The sequence below is a fragment of the Streptomyces justiciae genome, assembly GCF_015163075.1.
GTDB lineage: Bacteria > Actinomycetota > Actinomycetes > Streptomycetales > Streptomycetaceae > Streptomyces > Streptomyces justiciae.
This window is the reverse complement of the sequence record NZ_JADDXU010000022.1, coordinates 130,093-148,954: the sequence shown is the minus strand read 5'-3', so window position 1 is coordinate 148,954 and position 18,862 is coordinate 130,093. Positions and strand designations below refer to the sequence as shown.

The window sequence follows — 18,862 nt, the reverse complement described above, 5'->3', positions numbered from 1 at the left end:
ATCTACATCTCCGCGGCCGTCATCGGCGGCTGTCTGCTCACCGGTGGTGCCGGCTCCGCGATCGGTCCGGTGTTCGGGGCGTTCATGTTCGGCATGGTGCAGCAGGGCATCGTGTACGCCGGGTGGAACCCGGACTGGTTCAAGGCCTTCCTGGGCGTGATGCTGCTCGGCGCCGTCCTGATCAATCTGTGGGTCAGCCGTACGGCGACCCGGAGGTGACGTGATGACATCCAACGGAACCCAGGGAACCCATGGGGCCATCCTCGCCGACACCGTCCCCGAGGGGAGCGACGGCGCGATCGTCGAACTCCGCAACGCGGGCAAGTCGTACGGCAACATCCGCGCCCTGCACGGTGTCGACCTCAAGGTCCACCCCAGCAAGGTCACTTGTGTGCTCGGCGACAACGGCGCGGGCAAGTCGACCCTGATCAAAATCATCTCGGGCCTGCACCAGCACACCGAGGGCGAGTTCCTCGTCGACGGCGCCCCCGTGCGCTTCTCCACCCCGCGCGAGGCCCTCGACAAGGGCATCGCCACCGTCTACCAGGACCTCGCCGTGGTCCCGCTGATGCCGGTGTGGCGCAACTTCTTCCTCGGCTCCGAGATGACCAAGGGCCCCTGGCCACTGCGTCGCCTCGACATCGAGAAGATGAAGAAGACGGCCGACGAAGAGCTGCGCAACATGGGCATCGTCCTGGACGACCTGGAGCAGCCCATCGGCACGCTCTCCGGTGGCCAGCGCCAGTGCGTGGCGATCGCCCGCGCCGTCTACTTCGGCGCCCGCGTGCTGATCCTCGACGAGCCGACCGCCGCCCTGGGTGTGAAGCAGTCCGGTGTGGTGCTGAAGTACATCGCCGCCGCCCGCGACCGCGGCCTCGGCGTCATCTTCATCACCCACAACCCGCACCACGCCTACATGGTCGGCGACCACTTCAGCGTCCTGCGCCTGGGCACCATGGAACTCAACGCCTCGCGTGACGAGGTCAGCCTCGAAGAGCTGACCAACCACATGGCGGGCGGCTCCGAACTCGCCGCCCTCAAGCACGAGTTGTCCCAGGTGCGAGGCGTGGACGTCGAGGAGCTCCCCGAGGCCGGCGATCTCAAGGCGCCGGTGGCGACCGCCAAGGACGACGCGTCGTGACCGCCCTGGACCGCATCCGGATCGGCTCCGCCCCCGACTCCTGGGGCGTCTGGTTCCCCGACGACCCCCAACAGGTGCCGTGGGAAAGGTTCCTGGACGAGGTCGCCGAGGCCGGCTACTCGTGGATCGAGCTGGGTCCGTACGGCTATCTGCCGACCGACCCGGCCCGGCTCACCGACGAGGTCGCCAAGCGGGACCTCAAGGTCTCGGCCGGCACCGTCTTCACCGGGCTGCACCGCGGCCCGTCGGTGTGGGAGTCGACCTGGGAGCACGTCAGCCAGGTCGCCGCACTCACCCAGGCGATGGGCGCCCGACACCTCGTCGTCATCCCGTCGTTCTGGCGGGACGACAAGACCGCCGAGCTTCTCGAACCCCCGGAGCTGACCCACGAACAGTGGGCCCACCTCACCAAGGGCATGGAGCGGCTCGGACACGAGGTCAAGGAGGCGTACGGCCTGGACCTCGTCGTCCACCCGCACGCCGACACCCACCTCGACACCGAGGACCACGTCGAGCACTTCCTCGACTCGACCGACTCCGAACTCGTCAACCTCTGCCTGGACACCGGGCATTACGCCTACTGCGGCGGCGACAGCGTCAAGCTGATCGAGACGTACGGCGAACGCATCGGCTATCTGCACCTCAAGCAGGTCGACCCCGCGATCCTCGCCGACGTGGTGGCGAACGAGGTGCCGTTCGGCCCGGCCGTGCAGCGCGGAGTGATGTGCGAACCGCCCTCCGGCGTACCGGAGTTGGAGCCGGTGCTGGTCGCGGCGCAGAAGCTGGGCGTGGAGCTGTTCGCGATCGTCGAGCAGGACATGTACCCGTGCGCGCCGGACAAGCCACTGCCGATCGCGGTGCGCACCCGCAAGTTCCTGAGGTCCTGCGGCGCCTGAAGGGGGCGACGGCATGACGTCGAGCGACACTCTCCGAGTCGCCGTCATCGGAACGGGAAAGATGGGCGCCGACCATGTGCGGCGCATCCAGGGAATCGTCAGCGGGGCCAGGGTGAGCGCCGTCGTCGACGTCGACGCGGAGCGCGCCAAGGCCGTGGCGGCCCGTGTCGACGGCTGCACCGCCTACACCGACCCGGTCACGGCGATGACCGCGGACGACGTCGACGCCGTCCTCATCGCCTCCTCGGGCCCCGCGCACGAGGCCGCACTGCTGGCCGCCCTCGACCGCGACCTCCCGGTGCTGTGCGAGAAGCCGCTCACCCCGGACGCGGCCTCGGCCCTGCGCGTCCTCGAAGCCGAGCGGAAACTGGGGCACCGCCGCGTCCAGGTCGGCTTCATGCGGCGCTACGACCCCGAGTACGTACGCCTCAAAGCGCTGCTGAACACAGGGCAGTTGGGTCGTCCGCTGATGCTGCACAACCGGCATCGCAACGCGGCCAGCCCGCCCTTCTTCACCAGCGAGATGCTCATCAGCGACTCGGTGGCGCACGAGACGGACGTGACCCGCTGGCTGCTCGGTCAGGAGATCACCGCCGTCACCGTGCTGCGGCCGAGGCCCTCGGTGAACGCGCCGGACGGTCTGCAGGACCCGCAGTTCGTGGTGTTCGAGACGGACGGCGGCGCGGTCGTCGACGTGGAGATCTTCGTCAACTGCGGCTTCGGCTACCAGGTCCAGGCCGAGGTGGTCTGCGAACGCGGCACCGCCCGCATCGGCGACGGCCACGCCATGGTCACCAACATGGCGGGGCGTTGGGGCGGCACCATCGCCCAGGACTTCACCGACCGCTTCGCCGACGCCTACGACCGCGAACTCCAGGCCTGGGCCGACGCCACCCGCCGGGGCGAGGTCACCGGCCCGAGCGTCTGGGACGGGTACGCGGCCGCCGCCGTCTGCGAGGCCGGGGTGCGGGCGCTGACGGACGGCGGGAGGGTGGAGGTCGAGCTGGTGGAGCGGCCGGGGCTCTACGCCTGACCGGGTTCGGGTTTCGGGAGCGCTCGCGTGAAGACCACCATCGGCTGCCCGGGACCGTTGTAGTCCTCCTCGACGCGGGCGTCGAAGCCCAGCCCGCGGTGGAAGGCGACCGAACCCGTGTTGGTCACGGAGGTGATGGCCTTCAGCCTTACCGCGCCCTGCTTCCGCGCGGCCTCGGTGAAGGCGTCGTACAGCCGGCGTCCCAGCCCGGTGCCGCGCGCGTCGTCGCGGGTGGCGATCAGATGGACGTACCCGGTGGCGTCGGGCGTGACGAACCCGACGAGGTAGCCCAGGATGCCGGTGTCGTCGCGGGCGACCAGGCACGTCGACCCGAACTCCTGCACCAGGGCCAGGAGATGGAGCGAGCGCAGGTCGCGCTCGCCCCAGTAGCGGGAGTGGTCCGCCAGCACCTGCTGGATGTCGGTGACGTGCGCGGGAACGATGTGTGCGGCCATGCCCTCGATCATGGCAGGCGCGTGACCACCGACCGAGGCCGCGGCTCGAAGCCCGCCGCGCGATAGCTCGCGTCGATCAGCTCCATCGTCGCCACGGCGTCGTCCGCGTCGAGCGGCAGCGGCGCACCCTCGCGCACCCGCGCCGCGAACGCGTCCAACTGGTAGGTGTACGACGACCTGGTCCCGAGCCGCTCCGTGCGCTCGCCCGCGTCGGTGCGCACCACGACCTGGTCGTCGAGGTGCGGCAGCACGAAGTTCGTCGCGGTCGCCTCACCCCGGCTGCCGATGATCCGGCAGCTCATGTCGAGGCCGTCGTACGCCATGTGACAGCGCGCGGACGCCGTGGCCCCGCCGGGGAACTCCAGCTCCACGTCCAGCCGTTCGTCCACGCCCGGCGCCCCCGCCCGCTCGCCGCCGCGCGCGGAGACGAGCCGTGGCGCGCCGCCGCCGAACGGGGCCAGCATGCGCACGGCGTGCAGGCTGTAGCAGCCGAGGTCCATCATCGCGCCGCCGGCCAGCGGCAGCGACCAGCGCGGGTCGGTGTCCGGGGGCGCGGCGATCGCGACCATCGTCTCCACCCGCTGGAGGTCGCCGAGTTCACCGCTCTCCAGGAGCTCATGCAGGCGGCGGGTGACCGGGTGGAAGAGGTAGTGGAAGGCCTCCATGAAGACGGTCCCGGACTTCGCCGCCGCCTCCCGCACCTCGGCGGCCTCCTCGGCGTTGCTCGCCGACGGCTTCTCGGAGAGCACGTGCTTGCCGGCCGCGAGGGCGGCCAGGTTCCACGGCCCGTGCAGACCGTTCGCGAGGGGGTTGTAGACGACCTCGACCTCGGGGTCCGCGATCAGGGCGGCGTAGGAGCCGACGACCCGCTCCACGCCGTGCTCGCGCGCGAACTCCTCGGCGCGGGACCGGTCGCGGGCGGCCACCGCGACGACGCGGTGGCCGGTCGAACGGGCCGGACCGATCAGGGAGTTGGCGGTGATCCGCGCGGCTCCCAGTACTCCGATGCGCAGTGGTTCCCGGCCCGGTTCGCTCATGCCTGCCGTACCTCCTCGATGGTGACGGGGCGGTGCTCGTGCAGGGACAGTGTGCACGCCTCGGCGATCCAGCCCGCCTCCAGGGCGTCCTCCACCGTGCACGGGGAGGGCCGCTTGCCCGCCACGACCTCGGTGAACGCGGTGAGTTCGGCGCGGTAGGCGGCGGTGAAGCGGTCCATGAAGAAGTCGTGCGGCGTCCCGGCCGGGAACGTCACCCCGGGCTCGACCGAGCGCAGCGGCAGCTTGTCCTCCAGGCCGACCGCGATGGAGTCCTCGAAGCCGTGCAGCTCCATGCGGACGTCGTAACCCCGCTTGTTGTGGCGGGAGTTGGAGATCACCGCGATCGTGCCGTCGTCGAGGGTGAGGATCGCGCCGGTGGTGTCGGCGTCGCCGGCCGCCTTGATGTAGTCGGCGCCCCGGTTGCCGCCGACGGCGTACACCTCGACGACCTCGCGGCCGGTCACCCAGCGGATGATGTCGAAGTCGTGCACCGAGCAGTCGCGGAAGATGCCCCCGGAGGCGGCGACGTACGCGGCGGGCGGCGGCGCCGGGTCCAGGGTCGTGGACCGTACGGTGTGCAGCTTGCCGAGCTCACCGGACTGCACGGCGGCCCGCGCGGCCACGAAGCCGGCGTCGAAGCGCCGGTTGTAGCCGATCTGGATCGGCACGTCGGTGCCCTGGATCGCCTTGAGGACCTCGACGCCCTCGCTCATGTGCTTGGCGACGGGCTTCTCGCAGAAGACCGGGATGCCGGCCTCGACACCGGCCAGGATCAGCGCCGGGTGGGCGTCCGTCGCCGCGGCCACGACGATGCCGTCCACGCCGGCGGCCAGCAGGGCCTCCGGCGAGTCCACGACCTCGCCGCCGAACTTCTCCGCGGCGGCCTTGGCGGCGTCCGCGAACGGGTCGGTGAGGACGAGCGACTCGACCGCGTCGAGTCCGGAGAGGGTCTCGGCGTGAAAGGCGCCGATACGGCCGAGGCCGAGGATTCCGATGCGCATGGGGGTTGCAGCTCCTTGAGGGTTCTTACGGGAGAACGGTGGTGCTAGTCGAGTCCGCCGAGCACGTTCTGGTCCCAGTCGATCACCGATCCGGTGACCACGCCCGACCGATCAGACAGCAGCAACACCACGAAGTCGGCGATCTCATCGGGCTGGCCCAGCTTGCCCATCGGCAGCTTCGCGGCGGCCTGCTCACGCCAGTCGTCGGCGGCGCCGTGGAAGGTCTTCTGGGTGGCGTCCTCGCCCTCGGTCGCCGTCCAGCCGATGTTCAGGCCGTTGATCCGCACCCGGTCCCAGCGGTGCGCGTGCGCGGCGTTGCGGGTCAGGCCGATCAGCCCGGCCTTCGCGGCGACGTACGGGGCGAGGAACGGCTGCCCGCCGTGCGCCGAGGAGGTGATGATGTTGACGACCGTGCCGGGCGCCTTGCGCCCCACCATGTCGGCGACCGCGGCCTGCATCGCGAAGAACGGCGCCTTGAGGTTGATCGCGATGTGCTGGTCGAACAGCTCGGGCGTGGTGTCGAGGAGCGTGCCCCGGGAGGTGAGCCCCGCCGAGTTCACCAGGCAGTCGATCCGGCCGTACGCGGCGACCACGGACGCCACCGACCCCTTCGCCTGCTCGGCGTCCGCGAGGTCGGCCCGTACGAACATCGCCTTGCCGCCCGCCGCCGTCAGCTCCGCCACCAGCGCCTCGCCCGGCTCCGGGCGCCGCCCGGACACGGCCACGACCGCGCCCTCGCGCACCGCGGCCCGCGCGATCGCGGCGCCCACGCCCTGGCTCCCGCCGTTGACGAGGACGACCTTGTCGTCGAGAAGTGCCATGAAATCCAGGTCCTTTCAGCTCTCGCGCCGCTCGGCGGCCGCCCGCAGCTCGTCCCGCAGCGTCCGCGGCGTCCACCGCTCGCGCAGCGCCCGCCGGACAAGGTCCGCCTGGGAGGGCGGGGCCAGACCGTCGACCGGGGGATCGCTGTCGAGGTTGGTGGGGAAGGGGTAGCCCTCGGCGCTGGCGGCGATCACGTTGGCCAGCCACTCCTCGCTCGCGCCCTCCGTGGCGCGGCGCAGCAGCACGGGGTAGACCGCGTTCGCCATCGTCTCCCGGTCCACGGTCTCCATGGCCCGCCCGAACGCCGAGGACACCTGGAGCAGGTTGGCGACCCGCCGGACATCGGTGGTGCGGTTGGTGCCGGCCGCGTGGAACAGCGCCGGGTTGAAGAAGACGGCGTCGCCCTTGGCCAGCGGCAGCTGGACGTGGTGCTCCTTGAAGTACGCCTGGAACTCCGGCCGCCGCCACGCCAGATAGCCCGGCTCGAACGTCTGCGAGTACGGCAGGTACAGCGTCGGGCCGGACTCCACCGGCATGTCGCAGTGCGCGACCGCGCCCTGGAGCGTGAGCACGGGGGAGAGGCGGTGCACATGGGCCGGGTAGGCGGCGGCGACCTCGTCGGAGAGGAAACCGAGGTGGTAGTCGCGGTGCGCGGTCTGGGCGAGGCCGCCCGGGTTGACCACGTTGACCTGGGAGGTGACCTGGTAGCCGGGGCCCAGCCAGGCCTCGGAGACCAGCGCGAGCACGGGGTTGGCGTAGTAGTCGGCGAACGCCGTCGGGTCGTACAGCGCGGCCTTCTCCAGCGCGTTCCACACCCGCTCGTTGGCGCCGGGCTTCGCGAAGTGGTCCCCGGCGGTGGTGCCCGCCGCGTCCTGCTCGCGGATCAGCGCCTCGAACACCGCGCTGGCCCGGTCCACGACCGCGGCGTCGGGGAACGCGCCCCGGAAGACCACGACCCCGGGCCCGTCGGTGAGGGCCCGCACCAGCTCCTCCTGGACCTCACGGCGGTCCTCGGCCGCCCCGACGCGCTCACTGTCGTAGAGCAGGACGTTCCGCTCCACGGCGGCGGCGTACGGGTAGTCGGCCGGGTCGGTGGCGCGCTCGACGAGCGGGCGCAGGGCGGCGAGGTCGCAGTCCTGCTCGGACAGCCAGGCCCGGCGGTGTACGGCGGTGAAGGACATCGGTGTCCTCTCGGTGACGGGGCGACGCAGCGCTTGGATGACAGGGGCGACGCAGCGCTGTCATTCTTGTCAGTACAAACCCGTCGAACAACCGGCACGGAGCCATCAAAAACCCCTCAAGGAGCCTGCCCATGGGCCACCCCTTCCCGATCCGGGAAATCGCACGTCAGGCAGGTTTGAGCGAGGCCACGGTGGACCGGGTCCTGAACGGCAGGGGCGGCGTCCGGGAGAGCACGGCGCGTGAGGTCCAGCAGGCCATCGCCGACCTCGACCGGCAGCGCACCCAGGTCCGGCTGGTGGGCCGCACCTTCATGATCGACATAGTGATGCAGGCGCCCGAGCGGTTCAGCACCGCCGTCCGGGCCGCGCTGGAGGCGGAACTGCCCGCCCTGCACCCGGCGGTCGTGCGCTCCCGCTTCCACTTCCGGGAGACCGGCCCGGTCGAGGAGCAGATCCGCACCCTGGACCGGATAGCCCGACGCGGCTCCCAGGGCGTGATCCTCAAGGCGCCGGACGTCCCCGAGGTCACCGCTGCCGTCGGCCGCCTGGTCGCCGCCGGCATCCCCGTGGTCACCCTGGTCACCGACCTGCCCGCCAGCGCCCGCCTCGGCTACGTCGGCATCGACAACCGGGCGGCCGGGGCGACGGCCGCGTACCTCATGGGCCAGTGGCTGGGGGACCGGCCCGGCAACGTCCTCACCAGCCTCAGCAGCGGCTTCTTCCGCAACGAGGAGGAGCGCGAGATGGGCTTCCGCGGCGCCATGCGGGCCCACCACCCCGACCGCACGCTCGTCGAGATAGCCGAGGGCCAGGGCCTGGACGCCACCCAGTACGACCTCGTCCGCGCCGCCCTCGCCCGCGACCCGGACATCCGCGCCGTCTACTCCATCGGCGGCGGCAACATCGCGACCCTGCGCGCCTTCGAGGACCTCGGCCGGGAGTGCGCGGTGTTCGTCGCCCACGACCTCGACCACGACAACACCCGCCTGCTGAGTGAGCACCGCCTCTCCGCGGTCCTCCACCACGACCTGCGCCAGGACCTGCGCGAAGCCTGCCACCTCGTCATGCGGGCCCACGGCGCACTGCCCCCGGCGGGACCGACACTGCCGTCCGCGATCCAGGTCGTGACCCCGTACAACATGCCGAGCCGGGACTGACGGCGGTAAGGCCTGGTCTCACTCGGCTCACAGGTTGATCGCGTACGCCTTGCGCAGCGTCTCGTGCACGGTCCACGTCGTACGGTCGCCCGCACGGAGTACGGCCATGTCGCCGGGCCCGACCTCCAGCGTCGGCCCGCCCTCCACCGCGACGGTGGCCGACCCGCTGATCACCACGAACAGCTCGTCCGACTCGGTGTCGGTGACGACGCCCGGCGTGATCTGCCAGACGCCGCGGATCTGCTTGCCGTCCGCCGACTCCCAGACCACCTTCCCGGTCACCTCGGGCGTTCCGGAGACGATCTGCTCCGGGGCGAGGGGCTCGGGTTCGAGCTCGGCGGCGGGGACGTGGACCACGAAACTGTGGCTCAAGGGACTCGTGGGACTCATGGGATGACCCTAGCCAGCGCGCACGCTCCTCGGCCGTGGACAGGGTGTGGGGTATCGGCCCAGGTGGGACGACACTTCGTCGCGACTGGCGGCCCGCCGTGATGCGCCTGATCGTGGGAGACATGGCACAGGCTGCGGCACGGACCGCCGACGCACCGCACCCGCACGACACCCGCGAGGCCGTCCTGTTCGGCGGCGTCTACGGCGCCGTCCTCGCCTGCTCGATGGTCGCCGCGCTCACGCAGTACGGCCACACCTCCCAGGACAGCCGCCGCTACGACGCCCTGTGGCTCCTGGTCACGGCCTTCGCCTCCGCCCTGGCCCACGGCTACGCCCACTACATCGCCGAACGCACCCCGCACCGCCGCGGGGACGCCCTGCGCACGCTGATCAACGAGTGGCCCCTGATCGCGGCCGTCCTGCCCACCGTCGCGGTGCTGGCCGGCGCGGGCTGGGGCTGGTGGCCCGCGAAGGGCGTGGAGTACCCGGCGTTCGCCCTGAACATCACCCTGCTGTTCGGACTCGGCCTGGTGACGGCCCGCTGGGCCCACCGGCCCTGGGCCACGGCCCTGCTCATCGGCGCGGTGGACGCGCTGCTGGGCGTGGGGGTGGTCGTGGCCAACGCCGTCATCAAGTGACGGAGCGTAAGGTCGTGGCCTGCCGGGGAAGGGAGCCCACATGACCACCGACGTGACCGACGAGGCGATCCACAGCCTGCGCGACACCGCGGACCCGCGCCTGCGCGAGCTGCTCACCGCCCTCGTCCGCCATCTGCACGACTTCGCCCGCGAGACGCGGCTGACCCAGGGGGAGTGGGAGGCGGCGATCCGCTTCCTCACGGCGACCGGGCAGACCTGCACGGACACCCGGCAGGAGTTCATCCTCCTGTCGGACGTCCTCGGCCTGTCGATGCTGCTGGAGACCCTCCACGGCCACAGCACGCCCGACGCCACCGAGTCGACCGTCCTCGGCCCCTTCCACATGACCGAGTCCCCGGTCCGCGAACTCGGCGCGGACATCGACCTCGTGGGCGACGGCGAGCCCTGTGTGGTGAGCGGCCGCGTCCTCTCCGCGCCCGGCACCCCGCTGCCGGGCGCGACCCTGGACGTGTGGCAGGCGAACGCCCAGGGGTTCTACGACGTCCAGCAGCCGGACGTCCAGCCGGCGGGCAACGGCCGCGGCCTGTTCACCACGGACACCGAGGGCCGCTTCCACTTCCGCACCTGCGTCCCGAGCTCCTACCCGATCCCCACCGACGGCCCCGTCGGTGACCTCCTCCGGGCCACCGGCCGCCACCCCTACCGCCCCGCCCACATCCACTTCATCGCCTCGGCCCCCGACCACACCCCGGTCACCACGCACATCTTCGTGGCGGGCGACAAGTACCTCGACTCGGACGCGGTGTTCGCCGTCAAGCAGAGCCTCGTCCGCGACTTCACCCCGACCGACGACCCGTCCCTGGCCGCGGAGTTGGGCGTGCCGAACCCCTTCCGGCACGCGCACATCGACCTCGTACTGGAGCGCGCGTGAACCCCCTCGCCGCCTTCACCCACGAGACACCGCCCATGCGGGTCGTCTTCCGCCCCGGCGCCGCGACGACGGCAACCGCGGGGGAGGCCCAACGGCTGGGCCTGCGGCGGCTGTTGGTGGTGTCCGGCACGCACGGCGCCGACACCGCGCAGGCGGTCGCCGACTCCCTCGGCCCGGCCTGCGCGGGCCTGCACACCGGGGCCAGGATGCACGTCCCCGTCGAAGTCGCCGCCCGCGCAGTGGAGGTGGCCCGGGCCGCGGACGCGGACGGCTGCGTCGCGGTCGGCGGCGGCTCGGCCATCGGCCTCGGCAAGGCGATCGCCCTGCGCACCGGCCTGCCGCTGATCGCCGTCCCCTCCACGTACTCAGGATCGGAGGCAACTCCGGTGTGGGGCCTGACCGAACACGGCGCCAAACGCACCGGCCGCGACCCGTCCGTCCTGCCCCGCAGCATCGTCTACGACCCCGAGCTCACCCTCTCCCTCTCCGTCCCGCTCTCCGTCACCAGCGGCGTCAACGCGATCGCCCACGCCGTCGAGGCCCTGTACGCCCCCGACACCTCACCCCTGATCGCGCTGACCGCCGAGGAAGGCGTACGAGCCATGGCGGGCGCGCTGCCCCAACTGGCCGCCGATCCCCGGAACCTGGACGCCCGCAGCCGCGCCCTCTACGGCGCCTGGCTCTGCGGCTCCTGCCTGGGCGCCACCACCATGGGCCTGCACCACAAGCTCTGCCATGTCCTCGGCGGCACCTTCGGCCTGCCCCACGCCGAGACCCACACCGTGGTCCTGCCGTACGCCCTGGCGTACAACGCCCCCGCGGCCCCCGAGGCGGCGGCCGCCGTCGCCCGCGCGCTGGACGCGCCCGACGCCCCAACGGCCCTGTGGCGACTGGCCGGTGACCTCGGCGCACCACGCTCCATCGCCGAACTCGGCCTCAAGGAAGCCGACTTGGCGGTGGCGGCCGAGCAGGCGGCGGGTCAGGCGTACCCCAACCCCCGTGAGGTCACGGCGGACGGCGTGCTGGCGCTGCTGCGGGCCGCGTTCGAGGGCGCGGCGCCGGAGCGGTCGTAGGACAGGAGCGAGCCCCTCGGAGCGGTCGGCTCCGAGGGGCTCGGTGGGCCCTTGGCGTCAGGCCTCCCGCTGGTGGGTTCCGCGGAACTCGCCCGACCTGTCACCTCACGCCTTCGCGCCGGCGACCTCCGCGGACTCGGCCGGGCTGTCCGCGCCCTCGGCCGTGACGGCCCGCTTCTTGGGGATGAAGGAGGCGAGGAAGAAGGCGAGCAGGGCCGCGCCGGCGCCGATGGCCATGACGACCTTGAAGCCGCTCTCCGAGGGCAGCGCGTAGCCGCCGAAGTCGGTGGTCATCTGGGCCAGGATCACGCCGGCGATGGCGCTGGCGAAGGAGGTGCCGAGCGACCGCATCAGGGTGTTGAGGCTGTTGGCCGCGGCCGTCTCCGACTCCGGGACGGCACCCATGATCAGGGCGGGCATCGCGCCGTAGGTGAAGCCGACGCCGCCGCCGATGATGCAGGAGACCAGGACGAGGTGCCAGACCTCGCTCATCAGGACGATGTTGAGGGTGTAACCGGCGGCGACGATCAGCGCGCCGATCATCAGCGTCACCTTCGGCCCCTTCGCCTTGGTGACGCCCGCGGAGACCGCGGACATCGCCATCATGACCAGGCCCTGCGGGGCGAGGACCAGGCCGACGGTGAGCATGGATCGGCCCAGACCGTAGCCGGTCTGCTCGGGGAGCTGGAGCAGCTGGGGCAGGACCAGGGACATCGCGAACATCGAGAAGCCGAGCGCGACCGAGGCGAGGTTGGTGAAGAGCACCTGCGGGCGGGCGGTGGTGCGCAGGTCGACCAGCGGCCGGCGGGTCTTGAGCTCCCACCAGCCCCAGCCCAGCAGGATCACGACCGCGGCGATGCCCAGGCCGAGGGTGGTGCCGCTGGTCCAGCCCCAGTCGGCGCCCTTGGAGACGGCCAGCAGCAGCGAGACCAGGCCCGCGGACAGGCCGAGCGAGCCGACGAGGTCGAAACGGCCGCCGGTGCGGACCTTCGACTCCGGGATCACGGTGAGGACCAGCAAGAAGGAGACGGCGCCGAGCGTGGCGGAGGTCCAGAACAGCAGGTGCCAGTCCCAGTTGTCGGCGATGAAGGCCGCGGCGGGCAGGCCGAGGGCGCCGCCGACGCCGAGGGAGGCGCTCATCAGGGCGGTGGAGCCGGCGAGACGCTCCGCGGGCAGGACGTCCCGCATGATGCTGATGCCGAGCGGCACGACGGCTGCGGCGAGGCCCTGCAGCGCACGGCCGATGATCATCGGGACGAGGGAGTCGGCGAGCGCGCAGACCACCGACCCGGCGACCAGCAGCACGATGCTGAGCAGCAGCATCTTCCGCTTGCCGAACATGTCGCCGAGACGTCCGACGACCGGGGTGGCGACCGCGGCGGCCAGCAGGGTGGCGGTGACGGCCCACGCGGTGTCGGAGGCGGGGGCGTCCAGGAGCTTGGGCAGCTCCGGGACGATCGGGATGACCAGGGTCTGCATCAGGGAGACGACGATCCCGGCCAGGGCCAGCACCGCCACCACAGCGTTCGGCTTCGGCGGGGAGGACGTCCCCGCTGAAGCGGGTCGGGCAAGGGCGTCGGACATGGCGGGGCCTCCACGAAGGGGTATTGCTTGACTTACTCAACCATAATTGTATTGCTTGACTTAAGTAAGCGGATGTCAAGGTGACGGTGACGGCGGCGCCGGCGGTGCGCTCACGCCGGGCGCGCGCTCACGCCGCCGCGCGGTTCACGCCAGGTCGTCGAAGGTGACGACGACCTTCTCCGCGGCGCCCGGGGTGAGCGCGAGCTCGAAGGCGCGGTCGACCTCGGCGAACGGGACGCGGTGGCTGACCAGCCGGGCGAACCGCTCGTGGTGCTCCACGAGTTCGGGCGTGACCTCGAAGATCTCGGTGGGGTAGCCCTGCGAGGCGATCAGCGTCAGCTCGCTGCGCAGCATGCCGCCGAGGTCGATGGCGTCGGACTTCTTCTGTACGGCGACCATGACCAGCTTGGCGTGCCACTTGGCGTTGTCGACGACGGCCTGGAAGACGGCGGGGGCGCCGGCGGCGTCGATGTAGATGTCGGTGCCGGGGCGGGGCTGGCCCAGGGCGTTGGCGGCCGGGCCGTGGAGGTCGGTGAGGCGCTCGGTGATGTTCTCGGTCGCCGAGTTGATGACGGCGTCGGCGCCGACGGCGAGCGCGGTCTCCAGTCGCTCGGGGATGACGTCGGCGACGACCACGTGCTCGACGCCCCGCAGCTTCAGCCAGATCGTCGCGCCCAGCCCGATGGGTCCGGCGCCGAAGACGACGACCTTGTCGGCGGGCCGCGCGCCGGAGCGGTTGACGCAGTGCCGAGCCACCGCCATCGGTTCGTTGAGCGCGGCGACCTCGAAGGGCACGCTGTCGGGGAAGACGGTCACGTTCCTGCCGGTCTCGACGCCCTCGATCAGCAGGTACTCGCTCATCGCGCCGTGCGCTCCGCCGCAGCCGATGATGCCCGAGGGCACCCCCTGCGGGTTGACGACGACCCGGTCGCCGATTTTGACGTCCGTGACGTCGGCGCCGACCTCGACGATCTCGCCGGCCGGTTCGTGGCCCAGCGGGATCGCCCGCAGCGACCCGTCGGCGCCGGCGGGCATGCCGCCCAGGTGCAGGAAGAAGGTGTCGGTGCCGCAGATGCCGCACGCCCGGACCCGTACGAGGGCGTCGGCGGGGCCGGGCACGGGGCGCTCGACGTCCTGGACGTCGACCTTGTCCTTGGCGGTCAGGACGGACTTCATGGTGGCCATGGCGGGGCTCGCTTTCGAGAGTTCCGTGAGAGGTGCCACCGGACCCGGCGGCGGGCGGGGGAGTGCCCCGCCGCCGGGCCGGTGGCCGCGCCGTACCCCGTCCCCACGGGTCGGGCGCGAGAGGCCGCATCCGCTCATGCGACCCGGCTACTTGAGTTAGGCAAGCACATGCCTGTTACTTAAGTCAAGCAATCAAACTGCATTGCTTAAGTTAGGCAAGCACATCTAGGGTGGGGTCATGCCCGCAGAGCTGCCCGCCACAGCGCCCGCGTCCGCCACGTTGACCGAGATCGAGCGCGTGCTGACCCGCGTCGCCTATCTGATCGGGCGGTCCCGGCGGCACGAGCGGCTGATGGCGGTGGCCGGTCTGAAGCTCGACCGGGCGGCCGTGGCGATCCTGCGGCACATCGCCGAGAGCGAGCCGATACGCCCCGGGGTGCTGGCGGTCCGGCTCTCGGTCGAGGCCTCCCATGTCACCCGTCAGCTACGGCAGTTGGAGCGGGGAGGCTATGTCGTCCGGATCGCCGACCCCGACGACCGCCGGGCCCAGCGGGTCCGCATCACCGACGCCGGCCTCGCCGCGGTCGACCGCATACGCGAAGTCGGCCGCCGAGGGCTCGAAGTGGCCCTGGCCGAGTGGTCCGACGAGGACCTGCGGCAGCTGGCGGCTCTCTTCCACCGGCTCGTCGACGACTTCGACGCCCACGCCGAGGACCGCCTCGATCCTTCACCCGCCGCCTGACCGCAGCGACGTCCAGGCGTCCATCCCCCCACGATTGGTCATGCCATGTACGCGGATCTCATGGAGAAACCCTTGCCGCACCGCGGCAGCGGGCAGCATGTCCTGGTCGTCGCCGACGACCCCGGCGACACCGAACTGCTCACCACCACCCTGGAGTTGGCCGGTTACCAGGTCGGCTCCGCGGGCAGCGGCACCGAGGGCATGGCCCGGCTCACCCGGCAGCGGTACGACCTCGTCGTCCTCGACGCCACACTCCCGGACCTGAAACACCTCGCCCGGGGCCGCCGCATCGCCCCCGCCGACCGCCCCCCGCTGCTCTACCTCGCCTCCTGCGACTCCCTCCACCGGCTGCTCCCCGAACTCGGCCTCGGCGGCGAGGACTACGTCGTCAAGCCCGTACGCGTCGCCGAGGTCCTGGCCAGGGCGCAGGTGTTGCTGCGCCGCCGTAACCCCGGGCCGCGCAACGGGATGCGTGGGCACGGCGACCTGGTCCTGGACGACGCCACCTGCCGCGCCCGCCGCGGACCCCGGCCGCTGGACCTCACCCCCGCCGAGTACCGGCTGCTGCGCCACCTCCTCGCCAACGCGGGGCGCGTGCTGTCGAAGGAGCAGATCAGCCGGCATGTCTGGGGGGAGTACCGGGGCCACCAGGCCATCGAGAAGCTCGTCTCACGCCTGCGCCACAAGGTGGACCTGGAGGAGCCCGCGCTGATCCGTACGCGGCGTGGGTTCGGGTACTGGCTGGGTGGCTAGGCCTGTCTTTCGGATCATCCCGGGGCCGCGGGGCTTGGCACGCCCTCCCCCACTGCCTTAAAGGCGTGGGGGGACCCCCAGTCGCGTTGTCGTCAGCCTCCCCCCACTCTCGACTTCGCTCGAGCGGGAGGGGCCCCCATCGCTCCGCGTCGACTCCCTCCTCCGCCTGGCAGCTGCACGCGCCAAGCCCCGCTCGCCCGCGTCATCAGGCACCCTCGCTTCGAGTTGGGCTGATCCGAAAGACACGGCCTAGGCGGACTGCGGAGGCTGCGCCGTGAGGATGCCGATCGCGTTCGCCCCGACGACGGCCGCGATCCCCGCCCACTCCGGCCATCCCAGCCCCTGCCCGAGGAGCACCCAGCCGACCACGGCCGCCAGGACCGGGTTGACGCTCATGAACAGGCCGAACACCGGGGCCGGCACCCGCCGCAGCGTGAACAGGTCGGCGAGGTAGGGCACCGCCGAGGACAGCACCCCGGCGGCCACCGCACAGCCGGCCGCCCCCGGGGTCGGCGGGTGGTGCACGGCGACCACGATCCCGACCGGCAGGAACATCAGCGCCGAGACCGCCGCCGCGGCCGCCGAGCCCTGCGCCCCGGGCAGCCGGCTGCCGACGGTGCGGTTGAGGAGGATGTACGACGCCCAGCAGGCGGCCGCCAGCAGCCCGAGCCCCATGCCCAGGTAGTCGGTGGAGGGCTGCGGCCGCATCAGCGTCACGACCCCCGCGGTCGCCAGCAGCGCACAGCACGCGTCCACCCGACGCCGGGTGGCCGCCAGGGCGATGGCGAGCGGGCCCAGGAACTCCAGCGTCACCGCCAGCCCCAGCCCGACGCGGTCGACGGCCGTGTAGAGGGACAGGTTCATCGTCCCGAACACCACCGCCAGCAGCAGCACCGGCCACCACTGGCGCCAGGTGAACGACCTCAGCTTCGGCCTGCCGACCACCAACAACACGGCTGCGGCCACGTATTGACGGACCGCCACGACTCCCACGGGGCCGATGACGGGGAAGGCGAGCGAACCGATCGCGGCGCCGACCTGGTTGGACAGCCCGCTGCCGGCCATCGTGGCCACCCCGGCGACGGAGACACCGGAGCGCTCCCGGGCGCGGGTGGCGGGCAGGCGCGGGGCTGCGGCGGGGCGTGCGGGGGCTCCTTGCATACGCCGATCGTGGGTGCGTTCGACGCTTGCGCAAAATGCATCCACTTCTTCATCTATACGCTTGCGTCATGGATGTGGAGCTTCGGCAGCTGCGGTGTCTCGTCGCCATCGTCGACGAGGGCACCTTCACCGACGCCGCCCTCGCCCTCGGGGTGTCCCAGGCGGCCGTCTCCCGCACGCTGGCCTCGCTCGAACGCTCCCTGGGCGTACGGCTGTTGCGGCGCACCTCGCGCGAGGTGACCCCGACCGGGACCGGCGTACAGGTGGTCGCGCACGCCCGCCGGGTGCTCGCCGAGGTCGACGACCTGGTGCGCGAGGCCACCTCGGGCCACGCTCATCTGCGCATCGGCTACGCCTGGGCGGCGCTCGGCCGGCACACGCTGCCCTTCCAGCGTCGCTGGGGCCGGGAGCGTCCGGAGACCGACCTGCACCTGGTGCGCGTCAACTCGACGACCGCCGGGCTCGCGGAGGGCGCGTGCGATCTGGCCGTCGTACGCCGGGAGTTGGACGACCGGCGGTTCGAGTCGGCCATCGTCGGCCTGGAGCGGCGACTGTGCGCGATGGCCGCCGACGATCCGCTGGCCCGGCGTCGGTCGGTGCGGATGGCCGACCTCGCGGGGCGGACGCTTCTGGTGGACCGTCGTACCGGCACCACCACCCCGGACCTGTGGCCGCCGGAGGCCCGCCCGGCGACGGAGGAGACGCACGACGTCGACGACTGGCTGAACGTGATCTCCACCGGCCGGTGCGTCGGGATGACGGCCGAGTCCACCGCCAACCAGTATCCGAGGCCCGGGGTCGTCTACCGGCCGGTGCGTGACGGGGAGCCGATCGCCGTGCGGCTCGCCTGGTGGCGGGACGATCCGCATCCGGCGACGCAGGCCGTGATGGAGCTGCTCGCCGAGCTGTACCGCGAGGGCTGAACACGGCCGCGCCCGGGTATTCACGTGATCAATGCAAGCAATACGGCAGACAAAATTGTTGACAATCTTGTTTGGCTAGATTTAGGTTCGACAGGCACTCACTCAGGGAGGGCAACGATGCCGAAAGAAGCCCGTCCGAGCACCGGGGAGCAGGCCAAACAGCATGCGCTCGCGCAGCTGCGGCAGGCGATCCTGCACGGCGAGATGGCACCGGCGCAGCGGCTGGTGGAGAACGAACTCGCCGAGCAGTTCGGTGTGACACGGGCCAGCATCCGGGCCGCACTCATCGATCTGGAGGCCCAGGGCCTCGTCGAGCGGATCCGCAACCGGGGTTCCCGGGTGCGGGTGGTGACCGTCGAGGAGGCGGTCGCCATCACCGAGTGCCGGATGGTCCTCGAAGGGCTCTGCGCGGCGAAGGCCGCCGTCGCCGCCAGTGACGAGCAGCTCGCCGAGCTGACCGAGCTGGGCACGGCGATGACCAAGGCCGTCGCCGACGGCGAGCCGGTGACCTACTCCGAGCTCAACCAGGAGCTGCACGCCAAGGTCCGGGAGTTCTCCGGCCAGCAGACGGCCGTGGACCTGCTGGAGCGGCTCAACGCCCAACTGGTGCGCCACCGGTTCCAGTTGGCGCTGCGGCCCGGGCGTCCGCAGCACTCCCTGAACGAGCACCTGGCGATGATCGAGGCGATCAGGGCCAGGGACCCGCAGGCGGCCGAAGCGGCCGTCCGCGCCCACCTCACCAGCGTGATCGAGGCGCTGCGCGACTGATCACGACGGACCGGGGCGGGCGCTCACCTG

The 18,862-nt window shown here is 71.7% G+C and carries 21 protein-coding genes; 12 read left to right on the top strand and 9 right to left on the bottom strand.

The window, feature by feature from the left end:
- The 4 genes from IQ210_RS40820 to IQ210_RS40805 form a co-directional block, all read left to right on the top strand.
- On the top strand, positions 1–219 hold a 219-nt coding region (locus IQ210_RS40820; protein ID WP_194084344.1), incomplete at its 5' end, for an ABC transporter permease.
- Between the two features lie 4 nt (positions 220–223).
- Positions 224–1,141, top strand: a complete 918-nt coding sequence (locus IQ210_RS40815) for an ATP-binding cassette domain-containing protein (RefSeq protein ID WP_194084343.1) — start codon at positions 224–226, stop codon at positions 1,139–1,141.
- Complete coding sequence (locus IQ210_RS40810) at positions 1,138–2,037, top strand: sugar phosphate isomerase/epimerase family protein (protein ID WP_194084342.1); 900 nt, start codon at positions 1,138–1,140, stop codon at positions 2,035–2,037. Before IQ210_RS40815 ends, IQ210_RS40810 begins: the two co-directional genes overlap by 4 nt.
- A 13-nt stretch (positions 2,038–2,050) precedes the next feature.
- On the top strand, positions 2,051–3,070 hold the full coding sequence (locus tag IQ210_RS40805) for a Gfo/Idh/MocA family protein (protein ID WP_194084341.1): 1,020 nt from the start codon (positions 2,051–2,053) through the stop codon (positions 3,068–3,070).
- On the opposite strand, the gene IQ210_RS40800 is transcribed toward IQ210_RS40805, so the two are convergent.
- The 5 genes from IQ210_RS40800 to IQ210_RS40780 are packed head-to-tail and all read right to left on the bottom strand — an operon-like array spanning position 3,061 to position 7,566.
- Positions 3,061–3,525 carry a GNAT family N-acetyltransferase gene (locus tag IQ210_RS40800; protein WP_194084340.1) on the bottom strand — a complete coding sequence of 155 codons (465 nt, stop codon included), beginning with the start codon at positions 3,523–3,525 and terminating at the stop codon, positions 3,061–3,063. The genes IQ210_RS40805 and IQ210_RS40800 overlap by 10 nt on opposite strands.
- Before the next feature lie 8 nt (positions 3,526–3,533).
- Positions 3,534–4,562, bottom strand: a complete 1,029-nt coding sequence (locus tag IQ210_RS40795; protein WP_194084339.1) for a Gfo/Idh/MocA family protein — start codon at positions 4,560–4,562, stop codon at positions 3,534–3,536.
- A complete protein-coding gene (locus IQ210_RS40790) occupies positions 4,559–5,563 on the bottom strand; it encodes a Gfo/Idh/MocA family protein (protein ID WP_194084338.1) in 1,005 nt (334 codons plus the stop codon). The genes IQ210_RS40795 and IQ210_RS40790 overlap by 4 nt, the downstream gene beginning before the upstream one ends.
- A 44-nt stretch (positions 5,564–5,607) precedes the next feature.
- A complete protein-coding gene (locus IQ210_RS40785) occupies positions 5,608–6,384 on the bottom strand; it encodes an SDR family oxidoreductase (RefSeq protein ID WP_194084337.1) in 777 nt (258 codons plus the stop codon).
- 15 nt (positions 6,385–6,399) lie between these two features.
- Positions 6,400–7,566 (bottom strand): phytanoyl-CoA dioxygenase family protein, encoded by a 1,167-nt coding sequence (locus IQ210_RS40780; protein ID WP_194084336.1) that lies wholly within the window; start codon positions 7,564–7,566, stop codon positions 6,400–6,402.
- Between the two features lie 131 nt (positions 7,567–7,697).
- Here IQ210_RS40780 and IQ210_RS40775 point away from each other — a divergent pair, with 131 nt between their 5' ends.
- Positions 7,698–8,723 (top strand): LacI family DNA-binding transcriptional regulator, encoded by a 1,026-nt coding sequence (locus IQ210_RS40775; protein ID WP_194084335.1) that lies wholly within the window; start codon positions 7,698–7,700, stop codon positions 8,721–8,723.
- Between the two features lie 27 nt (positions 8,724–8,750).
- On the opposite strand, the gene IQ210_RS40770 is transcribed toward IQ210_RS40775, so the two are convergent.
- The gene (locus IQ210_RS40770; RefSeq protein ID WP_194084356.1) at positions 8,751–9,095 is read right to left on the bottom strand and encodes a cupin domain-containing protein; all 345 of its coding nucleotides are present in this window, start codon (positions 9,093–9,095) and stop codon (positions 8,751–8,753) included.
- Between the two features lie 140 nt (positions 9,096–9,235).
- Between IQ210_RS40770 and IQ210_RS40765 the strand changes: the two genes are divergently transcribed.
- The 3 genes from IQ210_RS40765 to IQ210_RS40755 are packed head-to-tail and all read left to right on the top strand — an operon-like array spanning position 9,236 to position 11,716.
- The gene (locus IQ210_RS40765) at positions 9,236–9,751 is read left to right on the top strand and encodes a hypothetical protein (RefSeq protein WP_194084334.1); all 516 of its coding nucleotides are present in this window, start codon (positions 9,236–9,238) and stop codon (positions 9,749–9,751) included.
- Between the two features lie 40 nt (positions 9,752–9,791).
- Positions 9,792–10,643: a dioxygenase family protein gene (locus tag IQ210_RS40760; protein WP_194084333.1), complete on the top strand. Its 852-nt coding sequence runs from the start codon at positions 9,792–9,794 to the stop codon at positions 10,641–10,643.
- A gap of 35 nt (positions 10,644–10,678) precedes the next feature.
- Positions 10,679–11,716 (top strand): maleylacetate reductase, encoded by a 1,038-nt coding sequence (locus IQ210_RS40755; protein WP_194084355.1) that lies wholly within the window; start codon positions 10,679–10,681, stop codon positions 11,714–11,716.
- 105 nt (positions 11,717–11,821) lie between these two features.
- On the opposite strand, the gene IQ210_RS40750 is transcribed toward IQ210_RS40755, so the two are convergent.
- On the bottom strand, positions 11,822–13,300 hold the full coding sequence (locus tag IQ210_RS40750) for an MFS transporter (protein ID WP_194084332.1): 1,479 nt from the start codon (positions 13,298–13,300) through the stop codon (positions 11,822–11,824).
- Between the two features lie 144 nt (positions 13,301–13,444).
- Entirely contained in the window at positions 13,445–14,485 is a 1,041-nt protein-coding gene (locus IQ210_RS40745) for a zinc-dependent alcohol dehydrogenase (RefSeq protein ID WP_228049368.1), read from the bottom strand.
- Between the two features lie 238 nt (positions 14,486–14,723).
- Between IQ210_RS40745 and IQ210_RS40740 the strand changes: the two genes are divergently transcribed.
- Both IQ210_RS40740 and IQ210_RS40735 read left to right on the top strand, forming a co-directional pair.
- Positions 14,724–15,227 (top strand): MarR family winged helix-turn-helix transcriptional regulator, encoded by a 504-nt coding sequence (locus tag IQ210_RS40740; RefSeq protein WP_194084331.1) that lies wholly within the window; start codon positions 14,724–14,726, stop codon positions 15,225–15,227.
- A 45-nt stretch (positions 15,228–15,272) separates the two neighbouring features.
- Entirely contained in the window at positions 15,273–15,980 is a 708-nt protein-coding gene (locus tag IQ210_RS40735; RefSeq protein WP_194084330.1) for a response regulator transcription factor, read from the top strand.
- 249 nt (positions 15,981–16,229) lie between these two features.
- Here the strand turns inward: IQ210_RS40735 and IQ210_RS40730 are convergent, their stop codons facing one another.
- A complete protein-coding gene (locus IQ210_RS40730; RefSeq protein ID WP_194084329.1) occupies positions 16,230–17,141 on the bottom strand; it encodes an EamA family transporter in 912 nt (303 codons plus the stop codon).
- Between the two features lie 68 nt (positions 17,142–17,209).
- Here IQ210_RS40730 and IQ210_RS40725 point away from each other — a divergent pair, with 68 nt between their 5' ends.
- Positions 17,210–18,064, top strand: coding sequence for a LysR family transcriptional regulator (locus IQ210_RS40725; RefSeq protein ID WP_194084328.1), 855 nt, complete (start codon positions 17,210–17,212; stop codon positions 18,062–18,064).
- 117 nt (positions 18,065–18,181) lie between these two features.
- Positions 18,182–18,832: a GntR family transcriptional regulator gene (locus IQ210_RS40720; RefSeq protein ID WP_194084327.1), complete on the top strand. Its 651-nt coding sequence runs from the start codon at positions 18,182–18,184 to the stop codon at positions 18,830–18,832.
- The last annotated feature ends 30 nt before the right edge of the window (positions 18,833–18,862 follow it).

Excerpts from the sequence above, each read along its gene's own strand:
- IQ210_RS40815 (WP_194084343.1), top strand. The coding sequence starts at position 224 with ATGACATCCAACGGAACCCAGGGAACCCATGGGGCCATCCTCGCCGAC.
- IQ210_RS40805 (WP_194084341.1), top strand. The coding sequence starts at position 2,051 with ATGACGTCGAGCGACACTCTCCGAGTCGCCGTCATCGGAACGGGAAAG.
- IQ210_RS40800 (WP_194084340.1), bottom strand. The coding sequence starts at position 3,525 with ATGGCCGCACACATCGTTCCCGCGCACGTCACCGACATCCAGCAGGTG.
- IQ210_RS40795 (WP_194084339.1), bottom strand. The coding sequence starts at position 4,562 with ATGAGCGAACCGGGCCGGGAACCACTGCGCATCGGAGTACTGGGAGCC.
- IQ210_RS40790 (WP_194084338.1), bottom strand. The coding sequence starts at position 5,563 with ATGCGCATCGGAATCCTCGGCCTCGGCCGTATCGGCGCCTTTCACGCC.
- IQ210_RS40785 (WP_194084337.1), bottom strand. The coding sequence starts at position 6,384 with ATGGCACTTCTCGACGACAAGGTCGTCCTCGTCAACGGCGGGAGCCAG.
- IQ210_RS40780 (WP_194084336.1), bottom strand. The coding sequence starts at position 7,566 with ATGTCCTTCACCGCCGTACACCGCCGGGCCTGGCTGTCCGAGCAGGAC.
- IQ210_RS40775 (WP_194084335.1), top strand. The coding sequence starts at position 7,698 with ATGGGCCACCCCTTCCCGATCCGGGAAATCGCACGTCAGGCAGGTTTG.
- IQ210_RS40765 (WP_194084334.1), top strand. The coding sequence starts at position 9,236 with ATGGCACAGGCTGCGGCACGGACCGCCGACGCACCGCACCCGCACGAC.
- IQ210_RS40760 (WP_194084333.1), top strand. The coding sequence starts at position 9,792 with ATGACCACCGACGTGACCGACGAGGCGATCCACAGCCTGCGCGACACC.
- IQ210_RS40755 (WP_194084355.1), top strand. The coding sequence starts at position 10,679 with ATGCGGGTCGTCTTCCGCCCCGGCGCCGCGACGACGGCAACCGCGGGG.
- IQ210_RS40750 (WP_194084332.1), bottom strand. The coding sequence starts at position 13,300 with ATGTCCGACGCCCTTGCCCGACCCGCTTCAGCGGGGACGTCCTCCCCG.
- IQ210_RS40745 (WP_228049368.1), bottom strand. The coding sequence starts at position 14,485 with ATGGCCACCATGAAGTCCGTCCTGACCGCCAAGGACAAGGTCGACGTC.
- IQ210_RS40740 (WP_194084331.1), top strand. The coding sequence starts at position 14,724 with ATGCCCGCAGAGCTGCCCGCCACAGCGCCCGCGTCCGCCACGTTGACC.
- IQ210_RS40735 (WP_194084330.1), top strand. The coding sequence starts at position 15,273 with ATGTACGCGGATCTCATGGAGAAACCCTTGCCGCACCGCGGCAGCGGG.
- IQ210_RS40730 (WP_194084329.1), bottom strand. The coding sequence starts at position 17,141 with ATGCAAGGAGCCCCCGCACGCCCCGCCGCAGCCCCGCGCCTGCCCGCC.
- IQ210_RS40725 (WP_194084328.1), top strand. The coding sequence starts at position 17,210 with ATGGATGTGGAGCTTCGGCAGCTGCGGTGTCTCGTCGCCATCGTCGAC.
- IQ210_RS40720 (WP_194084327.1), top strand. The coding sequence starts at position 18,182 with ATGCCGAAAGAAGCCCGTCCGAGCACCGGGGAGCAGGCCAAACAGCAT.